Genomic DNA, 18550 nt, shown 5'->3' on the forward strand with positions numbered 1-18550 from the left:
CGCATCCGTTCTAGGCTGATCGCATGCGACAGAATCCGAGCTTCACGCTCGCCGACGAGGCCGAGATCCGCCGGGTGATCGAGATGAGCCCCTGGGCGACGATCATGAGCGCCGGTGATGACGGTCTCGTCGCTTCGCACTACGCGGTGCTTCTGGACAAGACACGCGACGACCTCACCATCGTCGGGCACGTCGGCCGCCCGGACGACCTCATCCACGGTATCGGGGAGCGCGAGCTCCTCGTCGTGTTCCAGGGGCCGCACGGCTACGTGTCGCCCGGCTGGTACGGCGACGTGCAGGCGGTGCCGACGTGGAACTACACCGCCGTGCACCTCGCCGGTGTGCCGGAGATCCTCTCCGACGAAGAGAACCTGGTGGTACTGGATCAGCTCGTCGCACGATTCGAGTCGCGGATGCCGGAGCCGAAGCTGATGTGGGAACGACCGAACGATGCCGCTTTCGTCGAGCGACTCGCTGCCGGCACAGTGGGGTTCCGGCTGACGCCCACCCGTGTGGTCGCGAAGCGCAAGCTCAGCCAGAACAAGCCGGTCGAGACGATCGAGACGGTGATCAGCGCCCTCCGGTCGGACGGTCCGTATTCGAACCCGGCTCTCGCGGAAGAGATGCGACGTGCTCAGGATGCCAGGACCGGAGGGCGGCGATGACAGATGGCGACGCGGTGATCGGCACGATCAGGGCTACGAGGATCGTCGGCCCCGGTCGTGAGTTCCTGATCGACGATGAGCCCGTCGACATCCACATCGCCGACGGGCTCATCGCCGATATCGCCCCCACCGGAGCGCTTCCCTCGCGGGGGGAGGTGCTCGATGTCGAAGGAGCGTGGGCGGTCCCCGGGCTCTGGGACAACCACGTCCACACCGTCCAGTGGGCGCTGACCGCGGAGCGCGCTCCGTTGGGTCACGCGGTCTCCGCGGCGGCTGCGGCGCACGCGATGAGCGGTGTCGTCCCCTTGCCGGACGGGCGCCGCGTCGGCACCGGGTTCCGTGATGCTCTCTGGCCGGATCGGCCGACCCTCGAGCTTCTGGACGCTGCCACCGGTGCGGTCCCCACTTACCTGATCAACGCGGATGTGCACAGCGTCTGGCTGAACTCTGCAGCGCTTGCGCGTGAGGGTTTCCGAAGCGACGACGGCCTGCTCCGTGAGACGGATGCCTTCGAGATCTCGCGTCGATTGAATGCAGTCGACGCCGCGCACGGCGACAGCGCGATGCGGCGAGCCGGCGAGCAGGCGGCCGCACGGGGTGTCACGGGTGTGGTCGACTTCGACATGGCCTGGGGTGCCGATGCATGGCCGCGCCGGATCCGGGATGGCTTCGCCGCGCATCGCGTGGAGTTCGCCGTGTATCCGTTCGATCTCGATCGGGCGATCGCCGCAGGGCTCCGCACCGGCGAGCCGCATGAGGAGCCTGATGCGCCCGCAGCGGGCCGCGGTCTCGTCCACATGGGACCGCTGAAGGTGATCACCGATGGGTCTCTGGGCACGAGGACGGCCGCGTGCTCGCACGCCTACCCGCACGATCCTGACAACTTCGGCATGCTGACGGTGCCCTCCGACGAGCTCGTCGACCTGCTGACACGAGCGGCAGGCGCGGGGTTGGCGGTGGCCGTGCATGCGATCGGCGACCGTGCCGTGACGTCGGCACTGGACGCCTTCACCACAACCGGGGCTGTGGGCTCGATCGAGCATGTGCAGCTCGTGCGGCACGCGGATCTGGCGCGCTTCGGACGCCTCGGGGTCGTCGCGAGCGTCCAGCCACAGCATGCCGTCGACGACCGTGAGCTCGTGGACCGGCTGTGGGGTGGGCAGACCGCGATCGGCTATCCGTTGGCTTCGCTGCGCGATGCGGGGGCCGAGATGCGCTTCGGCTCCGACGCGCCCGTCGCCCCCCTCGATCCATGGCAGGCCATCTCCGCGGCGGTGTCGCGGACGGAGGACGATCGGGCACCCTGGCATCCCGAAGAGCGGATCACGATCGGTCAGGCGCTCGAGGCGAGCGTGCGCACCTCGCTGCGACCGGGAGAGCCCGCCGACATCGTCGTGTGTGGCGCGGACCCCCTCGTGGCGAACGGGGAGACGCTGCGCGGGATGCCGGTCTGGGCCACGTTGCTCGCCGGGCGCCGCACCCACGCGGGTTCGTAGTCCCCTCCATCACGCAGTAGGGCCGGTCCTCCGATGACGGAGAACCGGCCCTACTGCGGTGGATGATCAGGCGGCGATGTGCGAGACGAGGAACCAGCGGTCCTTCTCGAGGCCGCGCTGAATCTCGATCGCGACGTCCTGGCTGGTGAGGTCGACCTCGTCGAGCCCCTCGACGGCAGCCTTGACATCGACCAGGATCGCGTCGATGTCGGCGATCACGGCGCGGATCAGCTCGTCCGACTGGGTGAAGCCCGCGGGGACGGTGGTCGCGCCGGCCTTCTCAGCCACGGCGCTGACACGGGCGTCGATCGGCAGGCCGAGGGCGACGATCCGCTCGGCGGCAGTGTCGGCGAAGTCGCCGGCATGCGCGACGATCGTGTCGAGAAGCTCGTGGACGCCGACGAAGTTGGCGCCGCGCACGTGCCAGTGCGCCTGCTTGCCGTTGACGGTGAGCGCCTGGAGGCCGAGCACGACAGGGGAGAGGAACTGGGCCGCCCCTGCAGCCACGGTCGGGTCGATGGCGGTGGTGGAAACGGTCTGTGCCTTGCTCATCTTGTGCTCCTCCGGAGGGAAATCGCGTATCTGATGTATGCAACGCTACTCAGGCTGAGACATTCCGCAAGCAAGCTGAGGCTGGGCTCACTTCCGCATGATTCCGCGGGCATTCGGGTAGCCTCGCCTCATGAGCATCGCTGCCGGAGCTTCCGTCCTCGCCCTGCCGAACAGCGTCCCGTCGATCGCTGACACGGCGTTCGTCGCGGAGGGCGCCCGCATCATCGGAAACGTCTCGCTCGCGGCCGGCGCCAGCGTCTGGTACAACGCCGTGCTCCGCGGCGACTCTGCAGGAATCTTCATCGGACCGGACTCCAACGTGCAGGACAACGTCTCGGTGCACGTGGATTCCGACCACCCCGTATCGGTCGGCGCAAAGGTTTCCATCGGCCACAACGCGGTCGTGCACGGTTGCACGATCGGCAACGGTACGCTCATCGGCATGGGCGCCGTGATACTCAGCGGAGCGAGGATCGGTGCCGGGTGTCTGATCGCCGGGGGTGCGGTCGTGCTCGGCGAGGCGGAGATCCCGGCTGGTTCGCTGGTGGCCGGGGTCCCCGCGAAGGTGCGTCGGGGGCTCAGCGACGAGGAGCGAGAGGGTCTGATCGCCAATGCCGATATCTACCTCGTGCACTCGCGGAACCACTCCGCGGCTACCCGGGCGTGACCGTCTCGGCCGCTAGGCTGAGAGACGTAAGGGGCGGTGGCCAAGCTGGTTAAGGCAGTGGGCTCATAACCCAACGATCGCGGGTTCAAGTCCCGCCCGCCCTACTCTTCATCTTCAGCGATTCGTGCGTCGCCACGCGTGAGGAACAGACGGCAGGTGTGACTCGTGACGAACGGCTCGAGAAGTTTCACCTCGAGCGGGCCGTCACTGTGGCGGAGAACGTCCCTCACCAGCTGAGCATGTACACCGCAGACGAGCTCCTGATCCGCGACGAGCAGGTCGTGATACTGACACGGGGTGAGGTCGAATCGTAGGGCCCTCTCGTCGACGACCGGGTTCAGGCCAGCATCATCGAGATGCTCGTAGAGCACATCGACCTGACGCAGCGCATCGGCCTCGAGCTCGTGCGGGGTCTCGCACGACATCGCCCGCAGCATGCGCCCCCGCGAGATAGCCCCCGCGACGCGAGCGCGCGCCACGGCGCTCGATGCGGTGTCGTGAACCGGGTGAAACACCACTGGCGGACGGCCACGCTTGCCCAGGACCAGAGTCTCACTGCAGATCAGCCCTTCGTCCTCGAGCACCCGCACATGATCACGCACGGTGTTGAGGGGTATTCCGCATTGCTCCGCCAACTCACCTGCTGAGCGTCCGGGGGTCTGCTGGATGGCGTGGAGCAATTGGAGCCGACGGGGTTGTGTCAGCCCGCGGAAGTCATGGGCGCGGCGGGGCATGTGGCGAGAGTAGACGGGGAGACGACCGTCGGTCTCACGTTCGACCGGAAATAAACCGGTAGAACGGAATGCGATGTCCGCGACGACTCGAGATGGTGGAACAACCATCACGATGAGGGGCGGAAAGCCATGAGACTCACATCAGAATCCGAGGCGATCGTCCGAGCGACCGCGGGGGTCGTCGCAGAGCATGCCGACGAGATCACCACTCGCTTCTACCGCGAGATGTTCGCCGTGCATCCGGAGTTGCTCCGAGTGTTCAACCGGGCGAATCAGGCGATCGGAGAGCAGCCGAAGGCCCTTGCGGCATCGATCGTCGCATTCGCCGTGCAGCTAATCGACCCCGAGGCACCCGACTTCGCACCGGTGATGCGTCGAATCGCGCACAAACATGTGTCGCTGGGCATCAAGGCGCGCCAATACACGATCGTCGGCCATCACCTCCTCGATGCGGTCGGAACCGTACTCGGCGACGCAGTCACGCCGGAGATCAGGGCCGCATGGGACGAGGTTTACTGGCTCTTCGGATGCTCGCTGATCGCGGAAGAGGCGAAGCTCTATGCCCTCGGCGGCACCGATCCCGATCACCCCTGGCGGAAGCATCGAGTGGTGGAACGGGTCGAGGAATCGGCTGACGTCGTGTCGCTCCTCCTCGCTCCGGTCTCCGGAGATGTCGCGACCCACCGCGCGGGGCAGTACGTGGCCATCGCCGTCGATCTACCGGATGGATCGCGCCAGCCGCGCCAGTACACGATCTCGTCCGGGCCCCGCAGCGACTCGCTGCGCGTGACGATCAAGCGTGTGCGCGCAAACGGGCGCACGCCTGACGGCCAGGTCTCGACATGGTTGCACGAGAACGCACATCCGGGAACGCTGCTCGACGTGTCGCAACCTGCCGGCGATGTCGTCGTCGACCACGATGAGACTCCGCTCGTCCTGGTATCCGCCGGTATCGGCATCACCCCGGTCGCCGCGATCGTCGAAGACCTCTCGCGCCACTCCCCGGCGCGCACCGTGCGCCTGTTCCATGCCGATCGCTCGCACGACACTCACGTGCTCTACGCGTCGTTGCGCAGGCAGGTGCTGGCGATGGAAGACGCCCGTGCGCAGAACTGGTATCGAGACGATGCGGGATCGGCGCCGACTCTTCGACCCGCGTTGTCGGGGCGCATGGACCTCGCCGCCGTCGAGCTGCCGGACGATGCGGACGTCTTCATGTGTGGGCCCTTGGACTTCATGCGCACATGTCGATCCACACTCCTGGCGCGCGGCGTCCCGCCGGAGCGGATCTCCTACGAGGTGTTCGGACCAGATCTCTGGGCGCAACAGCCGACTGTCGAAGCGGCCTGATCGCCGCACCGGGATATCGTGCGACCCGGACAGAGGCCGCTGTCAAGCCCCTCCCTGGCGCCCTCCTCAGGCGACATTCTTCCCACGTGCGGCATAGCGTCGCAGAACGGGAGGCACCATGAGCATCGGCAGCGGAATCGCGCTCTTCGTGATCGGGGCGATCCTCGTCTTCGCGGTGAACGTCGACATCCAATGGGTCGACCTCGACATGGTCGGGTACATCCTGATGGGCGCCGGCGTCGTCATCTTCCTCATCGGCATCGTGCTGCTCGCGCGTCGCCGCAGGACGGAGACGGTCTCACGAACGTTCGTCGACCCGGCCACGGGCGAACCCACGACTCGTCGCTCCGTCAGCTCCAGCGGTGACGACGCGGTGTGAGGACTGCGGATGGCGTCCGACGATCGCGGTCGTCGGACGCCATCACTCCGCGGGGCTGCTCTCGAGATGCTCCTCGATGAGTGTGATGCCTCCGCTGGAGCTAGCCGAGTGCGCGAGTTCCTCGATCCACTTCCGGCTCAAGTCCGGCGATTCCGGTTCCTGAAAGACGAACCGGAGAGGGATCGACGGGTGCAGCCAGAGCGTCGAGCGCCCGGGAGCATCGCCTTCGGGATGCCGCCATGAGAGTGTGAAGCTCTCGTTGCGTCGTAGCTTGGTGGCGATAACGACTTTCAGATGCGCGAGCGCGCGATCGTCGATCTGGATCGGAGTCTGCGTGTCGCCGTAGTACAGGCTCCCCATCAGCGAACGAACATAGCGATGGGATGGGTGGCACGGGTCATGCGACTCCTCGACAGTGTGGCCACGGACCGAGGGAGTCCGGGTACTCGAACTCTAGCCAAGGACTTCAGCTCGCACCGTGCCGGCGTCGCGACCCGCCGCAGAATGCGAACAGACTCTTCGCCGGGTGTCACCCCGGGATCAGCGACGGCGGTGTGCCGAAGGCCTGCTGGTATGCAGTGGCGAAGCGTGACGAGTGGCTGAAACCCCAGCGGCGCGCGACATCGCCGACCGAGCGCCCGTTGCCGTGCTGGAGGTCTCTGCGGGCGCCCTCGAGTCGTGCCCGGCGGAGGGCCTCGGTGGGAGTGATGTCGAGAGCTCGCCGGAACGCGTACTGGAGCCCTCTCGTGGAGATGTAGGCGGCAGCTGCGACATCGTCGATCGTGATCGGCAGGTGCGCGTTCTCATCCATGTAGGCAAGCGCCCGGCGGACCGCCACCGGAGCTCCCGCCCGCTGGGCGGGGCGGCGCAGAGCCTCGGTGAAGCTCGTGGGGAACGCGGAGAGGGTCACATCAGGGCATGGCGTTCGAGTTCGGCGGCGATCAGCGGGTCGGAGCCCGAGAGGGCGAGTGCCTGGTCGACATACGCGAACATCGTCTCCCAGCGCCGCGCGTCGGCGGCCGAGTGCGGCGCGAGCCCGGTCGTGCGCAGCTTCAGGCCGTCATCGCCGGTCAACTGTCGTGCCCGCTCTTCGGCTGCGGGTCGGTCGAAGACGAGGGCGCGGACGTCGGCCGATCGGTCCCACTTCGCCTCCACTCGGGTGCCGTCTGAGATCCACGGTGCGCCCGGAGTGAGGCTGTGGCGCGCGGACCAGACCCGAGCATCCCGAGCGTCGACACGGCACACGAGGATCTGGTCGAGTGGCTCGGCCGTCGAATGCACCTGCGCCGCTAGTCGGTAGTTGACGAGCGTGACGCTGCGAAGCTCTTCGGACCGCCAGTCGAACCGGAAGCGCCGAGGGTCTGCATCCTGAAGCGCTGCAGAGGGAACGAATTGCTGCCACGTGGACTCGACCTGCTCGATGTCGGTGGACGTGAACTGCATGGGTGCTCCTTGTTCCTCGCACCGCGATCCCACTCGGCGGTGCCTGACAGGAGCGTAGCCCAGTGTGTCGACCGGCCGCGCATCAGCTGATCGGCAGCTTTCGGCTCCGTCACCGGGCGGCGGTTCGAGCCGATCGCACGGGCCAGCTGCCGTCGATCGATTCCTCCGGATCGAGTCGGCCGATGCTCACGAAGTACTCCGTGAGGCTGGCCGCCTGCGAGCGCGCCCAGCCGATCTGATTCGTGTGCAGCTCTGCCGGGGTCTCGGGGAGGGAGAAGCGACGAGCGAGGGCTTGCGCCACACGACCGGCGGCGATCGCATCCGCGGACGCCTCATGCGCGCCGTCGAGCACGACCGCGTAGTGGGCGGCGACCACTTCGAGCGTGCGTCGCCCGCGGCGGTATCGGTCGTACGCCTTGTCGATCACCAGAGGGTCGATGACGGGGGAAGGGGCGGTCAGAGGGACGATTCCATGTCGGGCGGCCTCGTGCGCAAGCAGCGAGAAGTCGTACGCGGCGTTGTACGCGACCACCGGCACATTCTGCTCCAGCAGCGACCGTAGGGCCGCCGTGACCTCAGCGACGACTTCGGGCGACGGTCGCCCCTCCGCCCGCGCGTGTTCCGTGGTGATGCCGTGCACCGCAGTGGCGCCATCCGGGATCGGGATGCCCGGATCGGCGAGCCAGGAGCGGGCGGCGATCTCGCGTCCTGCGGCATCGAGGACACCGACGTACGCGGTGACCACCCGATCGGACTCGACATCGACGCCGGTCGTCTCCAGATCGAACACCCCGACACGGGTGAGCCACGCAGGGAGCGGGGGACCGGATGGCATGCCTTCACGCTATGCGCGGGCGCAGACATCCAGGGGAAGGCGCACGGCGACTCGTAGACTCGGAGCATGACCGTGCCTTCCCCCTATGCGGACCGCCTTCATCGACTCCCCGTGCAGCGCCACGAGGTAGAGGTGCGTGGAGCGATCACGGCGTACTGGGTCTACGGGCCTGAGAAGGCGGAGACGACGGTGATCGCTGTGCACGGCTTCCGCGGTGATCATCACGGGCTCGAACCAGTGTTGGCATACCTCCCCGAGGTGCGTGTGGTCGCGCCTGATCTTCCCGGGTTCGGGGAATCAGCGCCTCTGCCCGGGCGCAGACACGACCTGGACGAGTATGCCGGTTGGCTTGACGACTTCGCAGCAGCGGTCGCCCCCGGCGCCATCATCCTGGGGCACTCCTTCGGATCCATCGTGACGGCGGCGGCGGTCGCCCGGGGACTGCGGACTCCGCGCCTGATCCTGCTGAACCCGATCGGGGCTCCGGCGCTGGAGGGACCAAAGGGTCTCATGACACGCTTGGCCGTTTTCTACTACGCTCTCGGGGCCCGACTTCCGGAGAGGCTCGGAACCGCGCTGCTGCGCAACCGCATCATCGTCCGCGTGATGAGCATCACGATGGCCAAGACCAGGGATCCCGCGCTCCGTCGTTTCATCCACGACCAGCACGACACATATTTCTCGCGATTCTCGGACCGGGATGTGCTCCGTGACGCCTTCATCGCGAGCGTCTCTCACGACGTCCGCGAATTCGCTCGCGAGATCGATGTTCCGACCCTGCTCGTCGCTGCAGAGCGTGACGACATCACCCCGATCGAAGCAGAACGCAGGCTGGCGGCGCTGTTCCCCGACGCGACACTCGTGGAGATCGCCGACGTGGGGCATCTCATCCACTACGAGACGCCGGCGGAGGCGGCGGGCGCCGTTCGTAGGTTCCTCAGGATTCCCGTCGGGCGAGGCCGATAAGGCCTGCGACCCGGAACGGGATGACCTCGCCCATCGCGAGCGAGGTCTCCGTGCGCTCGACGCCTTCGATCGAGAGGATGCGGGCGTCGGTGTCGAAGAGGTGGCGTGCGTCCCTGCACGCGACACGAGCGAGCAGGTCGATCGAGCCGCTCAAGCCGTGCGCCTGTACGACTTCTGGGATCCGCGCGAGCTCGTTGATGATACGCGGCAGTTCGGTCTGGCGTACGCCGATGCTCACGAACGCCTGCAGGGGGAAGCCCAGGACGTCCGGCGAGAACGATCGCTCGTAGGAGAGGAAGATGCCGCTCTGCTCGAGGCGTGTCATCCGCGCCTGGATCGTGTTGCGGGACAGCCCGAGATTCTCCGCCAGCGCGACGATGGTGATCCTCGGATCATCGGCGAGGGCGGCGAGAAGCTCGAGATCGATGCGGTCGAGTCCTGGCATAGTGCCAAACCCTAGCAGTCGGACTTGGCGTCAAATTGAGCAACATGCTCAAGCCTCGCAAGAATGCTTGAGCGAGGTGTTCAGCGGACGTACCCTCAGAGCGTGCCGGTGATGACGCCGGCGTCAACGCGCGGAGCCTCACGAGGGCCGCCGACGAGGAGGACGACGATGTCACCGCAGATCACCCCCATCGCAGACACCGCCCAGGATCTCGAACTCTCCGAACGCATCCTGGCTCCTGACGGGAGCCGTGTGTCGAACCCTCGACTGGATCCCTTCGTCGCCGACGTGGATGCTGCGCAGCTGCGGTCGCTGCTGCGCGACATGATCATCCTGCGCCGCATCGATGCCGAGGGCGTCGCGTTGCAACGCCAGGGACAGCTGGGCCTCTGGGCGCCGTGCCAGGGGCAGGAGGCGACGCAGATCGGGACCGCGCGGGCACTCGCTCCTGAGGACTACGTGTTCCCCAGCTACCGGGAGACCGGGGTCATCTACGCACGCGGCGCCCAGCCCGGCGACTACGTGCGCATGTGGCGAGGAGAAGAGGGCGCGGCCTACGACCCTGCAGCGCTGGGCGTCGCGCCTCTGCAGATCATCATCGGCGCACAGACGCTGCACGCGGTGGGATACGCCCTGGGCATCCAGCGCGACGGTGCGGACGAGGTCGCGGTGACCTATTTCGGCGACGGAGCGACCAGCCAGGGCGACGTCAACGAGGCGATGATCTTCGCGGCGTCGTACCAGGCGCCGGTGGTCTTCGTGTGCCAGAACAACCATTGGGCGATCTCCGAGCCGGTCACCGTGCAATCGCAGTTCCCGATCGCGGGTCGGGCTCCGGGATTCGGCATCCCGAGCCTCCGTGTCGACGGGAACGACGTGCTCGCATGCATGGCCGCCATGCGCTGGGCGTTGCAGCATGCACGCTCCGGCAAGGGCCCCGCCTACATCGAAGCCGTGACCTATCGCATGGGGCCGCACACCACGGCGGACGACCCGACGCGCTACCGCGACGCGGAGGAGCTCGAGTCCTGGCGACGACGCGATCCGATCGCACGACTGGAGGCGCACCTCCGGGCCAGCGGTGACCTCACCGACGAGCACGTCGCCGAGACTCAGGCCGCCGCCGACGCGGTCGCGAAGGAGATGCGTGCTGCGTGCCTCGGAATGGTCACGCGTCCGCCGCTCGCGGTCTTCGACGGTGTCTACGCCGAACCCCACACGGGCCTCGAGCGTCAGCGCGGCGAGTATGCGGCGTACCTCGCCTCCTTCGAGAGCGAGGCGTGAACATGACCGAGCTCACTCTCGGAAAGGCGCTCGGCGCCGGCCTGCGGCAGGCCATGCGCGACGATGACAAGGTCGTGCTCCTGGGCGAGGACATCGGCAAGCTCGGTGGTGTCTTCCGCATCACCGACGGGCTTCTCGACGAGTTCGGAGCAGCGAGAGTGATCGACACTCCGCTCGCCGAGTCTGGCATCGTCGGCACAGCCGTGGGCCTCGCCTTCCGCGGTTATCGTCCTGTCGTCGAGATCCAGTTCGACGGCTTCGTGTATCCCGCCTTCGACCAGATCGTCGCCCAGGTCGCGAAGCTCCACTACCGCACACAGGGCCGGGTCAAGATGCCCATCACGATCCGGATCCCCTGGGCAGGAGGCATCGGCGCGGCGGAACATCACTCGGAGTCGCCCGAGGCGTATTTCGTGCATACGGCAGGCATCCGCGTGATCGCGGTGTCGAACCCCGAAGACGCATACCGGAGCCTGCGTCAGGCGATCGCGTCGGATGATCCTGTGGTCTTCTTCGAGCCGAAGCGGCTCTACCACCACAAGGGGGACGTCGACCTCGAAGCTCCCCTCGCGGACGCGCCGCCGATGGGACTGGCGCGCGTCGTGCGGGCAGGGACGGATGCGACGCTGATCACCTATGGGGCGATGGTCTCCACCGCCCTGCAGGCCGCGGAAGCCGCGGAGGACGAAGGGACATCCCTGGAGGTCATCGATCTGCGCTCGCTCTCGCCCGTCGACTACGACTCGGTCGCCGCGTCGGTACGGAAGACCGGACGGGTCGTGGTCGCACACGAGGCATCTCGTGAAGCCGGTGTCGCGGCCGAGGTGATCGCGAGCATCACGGAGCGCTGCTTCGAGTATCTGGAGTCGGCACCGCTGCGGGTGACCGGCCACGACGTGCCGTACCCGCCGGCGAAGCTCGAGAAGTATCACCTTCCTGATCTCGACCGGCTGCTGGACGCCGTCGATCGGGTACTGGATCGGCCGAACAGCCTGACGGGAGCAGAAGCATGATCGCGGAATTCCGTCTTCCGGACCTCGGAGAAGGGCTGGCCGAGGCCGAGGTCGTGCAATGGCTGGTCGCCCCGGGGGACTCGGTCGCGCTCAACCAGACACTGGCCGAGGTGGAGACCGCGAAGGCCGTGGTCGAGTTGCCGTCGCCGTACGAAGGCACGGTGGCAACCCTCCACGCGGAAGCAGGCGAGACGGTCGCCGTCGGGGCGGCACTGATCGACTTCGAGGTCGTCGGTGAAGAGGAGACCACATCCGCGCCGATGCCGGAGGCGGCCGAGAAGGCTCAGCCGAACCTCGTCGGATACGGCGCTGCCCCCACCGCGACCGGACGACCGGCCCGTCGCGCACGTCGCAGCGGAGCGGTGCCGGCGGTTGTCGACACAGCGGTGCTCGAGGCTGCGCCGCACGACGCCACGCCATCGTCCGCGGTCGACTCCGTGGTGGAGCGGCCGCGCTCGACGCCTCCGGTCCGCGCACACGCGAAGCGTCTCGGGATCGACCTGGTGCTGGTGGCCGCAGAGGTCGGAGACCGGGTGATCACTCGCGCTGACGTCGACGCCTACGCCGAAAGGGTAGGAGTGCGCAGTCAGGCCACGGCTGACGTCCCCGTCGCCGCCCCGTCGTCGCCGCTCACGCCCGGTGCTCCCGGCGACGGGGCGCGTGAGACCCGCGTACCGATTCGCGGAGTCCGCAAGCACACGGCCGCGGCGATGGTCCAGAGCGCTTTCACGGCACCTCACGTGACCGTCTTCCACACGGTGGACGTGACGGCGACCATGGACCTCCTTGCGAGCCTTCGAGACGATCGCTCACTCAGCGAGCATCGGATCGGACCACTCGCAGTGGTGGCGAAGGCCGTGTGCCTCGCCCTCGGACGCACCCCCGGACTCAACTCCCGGTGGGACGAGGCTGCCGGCGAGATCGTCCAGCACCACTACGTCGACCTGGGGATCGCGGCCGCGACAGATCGCGGGCTCATCGTGCCGATGATCCGCGACGCGGAGCGGCTGACTCTGGTGGAACTCGCGGGCGCGGTGAGAGCTCTCGCCGAGGTTGCGCGTTCGGGGAAGACCTCGCCGGCGGAGCTGGCCGGAGGCACCTTCTCGATCTCGAACATCGGGGTGTTCGGCGTCGATGCCGGCACACCCATCCTCCCGCCCGGCCAGTCCGGGATTCTCGCGGTCGGCGCCGTGCGTCGTCAGCCCTGGGAGTTCCGCGGAGAGATCGCCCTCCGTCAGGTGATGACGCTCAGCCTCTCGTTCGACCACAGGCTCGTCGACGGCGCGGAAGGCGCGCGGTTCCTCAAGGACGTCGCGGACATCCTCGAGGAGCCGGGCCGGGCGATGCTTCTCAGATAGTCGCGCGAAGTGCGGCGTCCGCCATCGCGACCAGCACGGTCGCGGTGGCGGAGTGGCGCCGTGCTGCCGCACGCGTGCTGTGTGGCGTGGAATTGATGAGGCCGAAGCAGGCTTGGACTCGAAGGCGGAGCTCTTCCTGGTCCGCTCCGCCGGCGCCCGCGGTGTGCAGCGGCGCGAGGGCGTCCATCCAGAGGTCGATGTACGCGCGTTGCAGCCGACGGACGGCTGCCCGATCCGCTTCGGACAGGTGGGCGACGTCGCGGTCCTGCACCTGGATCACCTCGGCGTTCCCGAGGGCGAAATCGACATGGAAGGTGATCAGCCCGTGCATCCGCTCATCCGGGCTCGGGGTGTTCTCCGCCACCCGCCGCCCGCCGTTGATCAAGTCCTCGCTGACTTTGACGAGAACCGCGCCGAGCAATGCCTGCTTGCCGGCGAAGTGTCGGTAGACAGCCGGGCCGGACACGCCGACGGCGGCGCCGATGTCTTCCAGGCTCACGCCGCTGTATCCGCGCGCGGCGAAGAGGCGCGCGGCGGCGTGCAGGATCGCATCAGACCGTTCGGCCTTTGCGCGGTCTCGGGCGGTGACCGGGCTTGTCATCTCAGTTAATCCTCGCTAACCTGAATCAACGGGTTAGTGCACACTAACCGAATATGCCTGCACCGCGCCAGGGCGTCGCCCGCGCGGACGTGAGTCGAGGAGGACATCACGATGCCCGCAACGCAGGAGTCCCTGGCGCAGGAGCTGCGCGAGCGCCTCATGGCAGCCGCGCGCGGGGGCCCGACCGCATCCCGTGAACGCCATGTGTCTCGGGGCAAGCTGTTGCCCCGAGATCGCGTCGCGCGAGTGCTCGACGAGAGCAGCCCGTTTCTCGAGGTCGCCCCGCTCGCCGCCGATGGTCTGTACGGGGGAGACGCTCCAGGCGCCGGAGTCATCGCCGGCATCGGACTCGTTCACGGTCGCCACGTCATGGTGATCTGCAACGACGCGACGGTGAAGGGTGGCACGTACTTTCCCCTTACGGTCAAGAAGCACCTGCGCGCCCAGGAGATCGCGCTCGAGAACAGGCTGCCGTGCCTGTACCTGGTCGATTCGGGGGGAGCGTTCCTGCCGAAACAGGACGAGGTGTTCCCCGATCGCGAGCACTTCGGGCGGATCTTCTTCAATCAGGCGCGGATGTCGGCCGAGGGGATTCCGCAGCTTGCCGCGGTCCTGGGCTCCTGCACCGCAGGAGGCGCCTACGTGCCTGCCATGAGCGACGAGACGGTCATCGTGCGCGGTCAGGGAACGATCTTCCTCGGCGGGCCGCCGCTGGTGAAGGCAGCGATCGGCGAGGTCGTGACCGCCGAAGAACTCGGCGGGGGCGAGCTGCACGCACGGCGTAGCGGTGTCGTCGACCATCTCGCGGAGGACGACGAGCACGCGCTCGAGATCCTGCGCGACATCGTCGCCACTCTTCCGCCGCCCGCGGCACCCGCCTGGGAGGTCCTGAGCAGCCGCCCGCCCGCTGAGCCGTCAAGCCTGTACGATGCCGTTCCCGTCGACGTGAACGCCGCGTACGACGTGCGTGAGGTCATCTCGCGCCTCGTCGACGGCGACACGTTCCTCGAGTTCAAGCCCGAGTACGGCACGACCCTGGTCACGGGGTTCGCCCGACTCCATGGGCATCCGGTGGGTATCGTGGCGAACAACGGCGTGCTGTTCAGCGAATCCGCACTCAAGGGAGCGCACTTCATCGAACTGTGCGATCAACGGGGGATACCACTGCTGTTCCTGCAGAACATCACGGGGTTCATGGTGGGCTCCGATGCCGAGGCAGGCGGCATCGCCAAGGACGGCGCGAAGATGGTCACGGCCGTGGCGAGTACGAGGGTGCCGAAACTCACCGTCATCATCGGTGGTTCGTTCGGGGCGGGCAACTACTCGATGTGCGGACGGGCGTACTCACCGCGGTTCCTCTGGACCTGGCCTGCGAGCCGCATCTCTGTGATGGGCGGAACGCAGGCCGCATCAGTGCTCGCCACGGTGAAGGAGGATCAACTGTCCGCTCGAGGCGAGTCGTGGAGCGCCGAGGAGCGCGGCGAGTTCGAAGCGCCGATCCGTGAGCAGTACGAGCGCCAGGGGGAGCCCTATTACGCCACGGCACGGCTGTGGGACGACGGCATCGTCGATCCCGCGCAGACCCGCGACTTGCTCGGGCTCGCGCTCGACGTCGTCGCCCGCAGTCCGCTGCCCGAACCGCGCTTCGGCGTCTTCCGGATGTGAGTGCCATGTCATCACCGACCGTTTCCTTCCACACCGTCCTCGTCGCCAATCGTGGCGAGATCGCCCGTCGAGTCATCCGCACTCTCCGCACCCTCGGGATCCGCAGCGTCGCCGTGTACAGCGATGCGGATGCGTCCGCGCCCCACGTACGCGAAGCGGATCTGGCGGTGCGGATCGGTCCCGCGCCCGCCGTCGAGTCCTACCTCGACATCGATGCGGTGATCGCCGCGGCCCGCAGCACCGGTGCACAGGCGATCCATCCCGGCTACGGGTTCCTCTCCGAGAGTGTCGGTCTCGCCGAGGCCTGCGCCGAGAGCGGCGTCGTCTTCATCGGCCCCTCCGTCGACGCTCTGCAGATCATGGGAGACAAGGCCCGCGCCCGCGAGCATGTGCTGCGCTACGGCGTGCCTGTCGTTCCGGGCTTCGACGCCAAAGGCCTCTCCGACCTCGAGATCGCCGAGGAGGCGGAGAACGTCGGCTACCCGTTGCTGGTCAAGCCCAGTGCAGGTGGCGGAGGAAAGGGCATGGAGATCGTCTCCGACGCTGCGGGGCTGCGCGGAGCGCTCGCCTCGGCTCGTCGGGTCGCGTCAGCCGCCTTCGGAGATGACTCGCTCATCCTGGAGCGCCTGATCCGTCGCCCACGGCACATCGAGGTGCAGGTCTTCGGCGATGCCCACGGAACGGTCATCGCCCTCGGCGAGCGCGAGTGCACGCTGCAGCGTCGTCATCAGAAGGTCATCGAGGAGGCACCGTCGGCTGGCATCCCCGCACATACGAGGGAGCGGCTGCTCTCGGCGGCCGTACTGGCGGCGGAGAGCGTCCAGTACGTCGGCGCGGGCACGGTCGAGTTCCTCATCGACGCCGACGCGCCGGACGAGGCCTTCTTCATCGAGATGAACACACGCCTTCAGGTGGAACATCCCGTCACCGAAGAGGTCACCGGTCTGGACCTGGTGGCGCTTCAACTCCGTGCGGCCGACGGGCTTCCGCTGGACGTCACGCCGCGACTGCGAGGGCACGCCGTCGAAGCGCGTGTGTATGCGGAGTCCCCCGAGCGCGGTTTCCTGCCCTCGACGGGCACGATCCTCCTGTTCGATCCGCCGCCCGGCGTGCGCGTGGATTCCGCCGTCGAGACGGGGAGTGAGGTGACTGGGTTCTACGACCCCATGATCGCGAAAGTGATCGCGTTCGCTGACGATCGTGGAGCCGCCCTGGCACGGCTCGATGAGGCTCTCGCACGCATGGTGGTGCTCGGGGTCGACACCAACGTGGCCTTCCTGCGGACCCTCTGCCGTCACGAGCGTGTGGTCGCGGGCGATCTCGACACCGGGCTCATCGAGACGCTGCTGCCCTGGAAAGCGGAGCGCCCGTCTCCCGCTCAGCTGGCTGCGGCGAGGAAGATGTCGGCGACCGGAGCAGGCGAACCGCTGCGGACGAGCGCGCTCTGGCGGGATCGTCCGGGGTGGCGGTTGGGTGCCGCGGCCGTGCCGGAGGCGACGTTCGCGGCCCTCACGGATGACGACGAAGTGGTTGAACTCGGTGCAGCGGACGTATCCGCCCCGAACGGGGCGGTGCACGCGGCGATGGACGGAGATGGCGCGGTCTGGGTGTCCGAGAGCGGCCGCACGGTGCGTCTGCGTCCGCTCGACAGGCGGCGCAGGATGCTCCACCGTCTCGCTCAGCGCGAGTCAGGGGCGGCAGCGACCGAGCCCGAGGGGCGCGCGCCCATGCCGGGCAGCGTCGTGGCCGTGCTCGTCGCGAACGGGGATCCGGTGTCGGCCGGCGACCCGCTCGTCGCGATCGAGGCGATGAAGATGGAGCACCAGGTGCTCGCACCCCATGACGGTGTGGTGCATCTGCTGGTCGCGGTGGGCGATCAGGTGCGGCGCGACCAACCGGTCGCCCGCGTGACGACAGAGGAGAGCTGAACATGGAAGACCTGTCAGAGGAGGAGCGCGAGCTCGCCGCGATGGTGCGCGAATTCGCCGAGACGGTGGTCGCACCGCAGTCGTACGAGGCCGACCGCACGCACACGCTGTCGATGGAGGTCGTCTCGCAGATGGGTGACCTCGGCCTGTTCGGCCTGCCGTTCCCCGAGCAGTACGGAGGTCAGGGCGGTGACTACATGGCGCTGGGCATCGCGATCGAGGCCCTGGGGCGGGTGGACCAGTCGATCGCGATCACACTCGAAGCAGGAGTGAGCCTCGGTGCCATGCCGATCTACCGCTTCGGCACCGAGGAACAGCGGCAGGAGCTGCTTCCCGATCTGCTCGCGGGGCGCGCGCTGGCGGGCTTCGGCCTGACCGAGCCGGAAGCCGGAAGCGACGCTGGCGCGACCAGGACGACCGCGCGTTTGGAGGGCGATGAGTGGGTGATCGACGGCTCCAAGCAGTTCATCACCAACTCGGGAACTCCAATCACCCGCTTCGTCACGGTCACTGCGGTGACCGGGAACGAGAACGGGCGCAAGGAGATCTCCACGATCATCGTCCCGAACGGCACTCCCGGGTTCACGGTCGAAGCTCCTTACGACAAGGTCGGGTGGAACGCCTCGGACACCCACCCGTTGACGTTCGACGGAGCGCGGGTTCCGGCGACGAACCTGCTGGGGGAGCGGGGGAGCGGCTTCCGGAGCTTCCTCAGCATCCTCGACGAGGGTCGCATCGCGATCGCCGCCCTCTCCACCGGCGCGGCCGAGGGGTGTCTGGAGGCGGCGGTCGAATACGCGAAGAGCCGGACGATCTTCGGCGCAGCGCTGAGCACACGCCAGAATGCTCAGTTCACCCTGGCCCGTATGCGGGCGCGCGTTCACACCGCGCGGCTCGCCTGGCGTCACGCGGCGCGACTGCGGGATGCGGGGAAGCCGTTCGCGGAGGCCGCAGCGATCGCCAAGCTCGTGGGCGGGGAGGCCGCGATGGACAATGCGAGGGACGCCACCCAGATCTTCGGGGGAAACGGGTTCATGAACGAATTCCCGGTCGCTCGCCACTACCGCGACTCGAAGATCCTCGAGATCGGCGAGGGGACGACCGAGGTGCAGCTCCTCGTCATCGCGCGCGGACTCGGACTCGCCGGGTAGCGTGGCCCCATGCGCCGT

At 67.7% G+C, this 18550-nt stretch carries 20 protein-coding genes and 1 tRNA gene; 13 read left to right on the forward strand and 8 right to left on the reverse strand.

The features are described 5' to 3' along the window. Positions 1-23: 23 nt before the first annotated feature. Positions 24-665 carry an FMN-binding negative transcriptional regulator gene (locus tag GZ67_RS0109465; RefSeq protein WP_029263438.1) on the forward strand — a complete coding sequence of 214 codons (642 nt, stop codon included), beginning with the start codon at positions 24-26 and terminating at the stop codon, positions 663-665. Further along, positions 662-2161: an amidohydrolase gene (locus GZ67_RS0109470; RefSeq protein ID WP_029263437.1), complete on the forward strand. Its 1500-nt coding sequence runs from the start codon at positions 662-664 to the stop codon at positions 2159-2161. Before GZ67_RS0109465 ends, GZ67_RS0109470 begins: the two co-directional genes overlap by 4 nt. A 66-nt stretch (positions 2162-2227) precedes the next feature. Here GZ67_RS0109470 and GZ67_RS0109475 read toward each other — a convergent pair whose 3' ends face one another. After that, positions 2228-2713: a Dps family protein gene (locus GZ67_RS0109475; RefSeq protein WP_029263436.1), complete on the reverse strand. Its 486-nt coding sequence runs from the start codon at positions 2711-2713 to the stop codon at positions 2228-2230. Between the two features lie 130 nt (positions 2714-2843). On the opposite strand from GZ67_RS0109475, the gene GZ67_RS0109480 reads away from it, so the two are divergent. Beyond that, positions 2844-3380, forward strand: a complete 537-nt coding sequence (locus GZ67_RS0109480; RefSeq protein ID WP_029263435.1) for a gamma carbonic anhydrase family protein — start codon at positions 2844-2846, stop codon at positions 3378-3380. Positions 3381-3410: 30 nt separating this feature from the next. Next, positions 3411-3484: transfer RNA gene (locus GZ67_RS0109485), tRNA-Ile, on the forward strand. On the opposite strand, the gene GZ67_RS0109490 is transcribed toward GZ67_RS0109485, so the two are convergent. Continuing rightward, positions 3482-4114, reverse strand: a complete 633-nt coding sequence (locus GZ67_RS0109490) for a helix-turn-helix domain-containing protein (protein WP_168380851.1) — start codon at positions 4112-4114, stop codon at positions 3482-3484. The genes GZ67_RS0109485 and GZ67_RS0109490 overlap by 3 nt on opposite strands. Positions 4115-4243: 129 nt before the next feature. Here GZ67_RS0109490 and GZ67_RS0109500 point away from each other — a divergent pair, with 129 nt between their 5' ends. Both GZ67_RS0109500 and GZ67_RS0109505 read left to right on the forward strand, forming a co-directional pair. Beyond that, positions 4244-5464 (forward strand): globin domain-containing protein, encoded by a 1221-nt coding sequence (locus GZ67_RS0109500; RefSeq protein WP_029263433.1) that lies wholly within the window; start codon positions 4244-4246, stop codon positions 5462-5464. 118 nt (positions 5465-5582) lie between these two features. Then, a complete protein-coding gene (locus GZ67_RS0109505; RefSeq protein WP_029263432.1) occupies positions 5583-5843 on the forward strand; it encodes a DUF6458 family protein in 261 nt (86 codons plus the stop codon). A 42-nt stretch (positions 5844-5885) separates the two neighbouring features. Here GZ67_RS0109505 and GZ67_RS0109510 read toward each other — a convergent pair whose 3' ends face one another. From GZ67_RS0109510 to GZ67_RS0109525, 4 genes are all read right to left on the reverse strand, one after another. Then, positions 5886-6203 (reverse strand): DUF7882 family protein, encoded by a 318-nt coding sequence (locus GZ67_RS0109510; protein WP_029263431.1) that lies wholly within the window; start codon positions 6201-6203, stop codon positions 5886-5888. 169 nt (positions 6204-6372) lie between these two features. After that, complete coding sequence (locus GZ67_RS21015; protein ID WP_231481754.1) at positions 6373-6753, reverse strand: helix-turn-helix transcriptional regulator; 381 nt, start codon at positions 6751-6753, stop codon at positions 6373-6375. After that, positions 6750-7286 carry a hypothetical protein gene (locus tag GZ67_RS21020; RefSeq protein ID WP_029263429.1) on the reverse strand — a complete coding sequence of 179 codons (537 nt, stop codon included), beginning with the start codon at positions 7284-7286 and terminating at the stop codon, positions 6750-6752. The genes GZ67_RS21015 and GZ67_RS21020 overlap by 4 nt, the downstream gene beginning before the upstream one ends. A 109-nt stretch (positions 7287-7395) precedes the next feature. Further along, entirely contained in the window at positions 7396-8121 is a 726-nt protein-coding gene (locus GZ67_RS0109525) for a 3'-5' exonuclease (protein ID WP_051662448.1), read from the reverse strand. A gap of 66 nt (positions 8122-8187) precedes the next feature. Between GZ67_RS0109525 and GZ67_RS0109530 the strand changes: the two genes are divergently transcribed. Beyond that, positions 8188-9087, forward strand: a complete 900-nt coding sequence (locus GZ67_RS0109530) for an alpha/beta fold hydrolase (RefSeq protein ID WP_029263427.1) — start codon at positions 8188-8190, stop codon at positions 9085-9087. Here the strand turns inward: GZ67_RS0109530 and GZ67_RS0109535 are convergent. Further along, positions 9059-9532 carry an Lrp/AsnC family transcriptional regulator gene (locus tag GZ67_RS0109535; RefSeq protein WP_029263426.1) on the reverse strand — a complete coding sequence of 158 codons (474 nt, stop codon included), beginning with the start codon at positions 9530-9532 and terminating at the stop codon, positions 9059-9061. The two genes, GZ67_RS0109530 and GZ67_RS0109535, sit on opposite strands and share 29 nt — an antisense overlap. Positions 9533-9700: 168 nt before the next feature. Between GZ67_RS0109535 and pdhA the strand changes: the two genes are divergently transcribed. The 3 genes from pdhA to GZ67_RS0109550 are packed head-to-tail and all read left to right on the forward strand — an operon-like array spanning position 9701 to position 13187. Beyond that, a complete protein-coding gene (pdhA, locus tag GZ67_RS0109540; RefSeq protein WP_029263425.1) occupies positions 9701-10816 on the forward strand; it encodes a pyruvate dehydrogenase (acetyl-transferring) E1 component subunit alpha in 1116 nt (371 codons plus the stop codon). 2 nt (positions 10817-10818) lie between these two features. Beyond that, positions 10819-11829 carry an alpha-ketoacid dehydrogenase subunit beta gene (locus GZ67_RS0109545; protein ID WP_029263424.1) on the forward strand — a complete coding sequence of 337 codons (1011 nt, stop codon included), beginning with the start codon at positions 10819-10821 and terminating at the stop codon, positions 11827-11829. Next, positions 11826-13187: a dihydrolipoamide acetyltransferase family protein gene (locus GZ67_RS0109550; protein ID WP_029263423.1), complete on the forward strand. Its 1362-nt coding sequence runs from the start codon at positions 11826-11828 to the stop codon at positions 13185-13187. The genes GZ67_RS0109545 and GZ67_RS0109550 overlap by 4 nt, the downstream gene beginning before the upstream one ends. On the opposite strand, the gene GZ67_RS0109555 is transcribed toward GZ67_RS0109550, so the two are convergent. Then, positions 13180-13788 (reverse strand): TetR/AcrR family transcriptional regulator, encoded by a 609-nt coding sequence (locus GZ67_RS0109555; protein ID WP_029263422.1) that lies wholly within the window; start codon positions 13786-13788, stop codon positions 13180-13182. The two genes, GZ67_RS0109550 and GZ67_RS0109555, sit on opposite strands and share 8 nt — an antisense overlap. A gap of 111 nt (positions 13789-13899) precedes the next feature. Here GZ67_RS0109555 and GZ67_RS0109560 point away from each other — a divergent pair, with 111 nt between their 5' ends. The 3 genes from GZ67_RS0109560 to GZ67_RS0109570 are packed head-to-tail and all read left to right on the forward strand — an operon-like array spanning position 13900 to position 18532. Further along, entirely contained in the window at positions 13900-15453 is a 1554-nt protein-coding gene (locus GZ67_RS0109560) for a carboxyl transferase domain-containing protein (RefSeq protein WP_051662449.1), read from the forward strand. Positions 15454-15458: 5 nt separating this feature from the next. Continuing rightward, the gene (locus GZ67_RS0109565) at positions 15459-17381 is read left to right on the forward strand and encodes an acetyl/propionyl/methylcrotonyl-CoA carboxylase subunit alpha (RefSeq protein WP_029263420.1); all 1923 of its coding nucleotides are present in this window, start codon (positions 15459-15461) and stop codon (positions 17379-17381) included. A gap of 2 nt (positions 17382-17383) precedes the next feature. After that, positions 17384-18532, forward strand: coding sequence for an acyl-CoA dehydrogenase family protein (locus GZ67_RS0109570; RefSeq protein ID WP_029263419.1), 1149 nt, complete (start codon positions 17384-17386; stop codon positions 18530-18532). The last annotated feature ends 18 nt before the right edge of the window (positions 18533-18550 follow it).

The sequence above is a fragment of the Microbacterium sp. Cr-K20 genome (assembly GCF_000708325.1).
GTDB lineage: Bacteria > Actinomycetota > Actinomycetes > Actinomycetales > Microbacteriaceae > Microbacterium.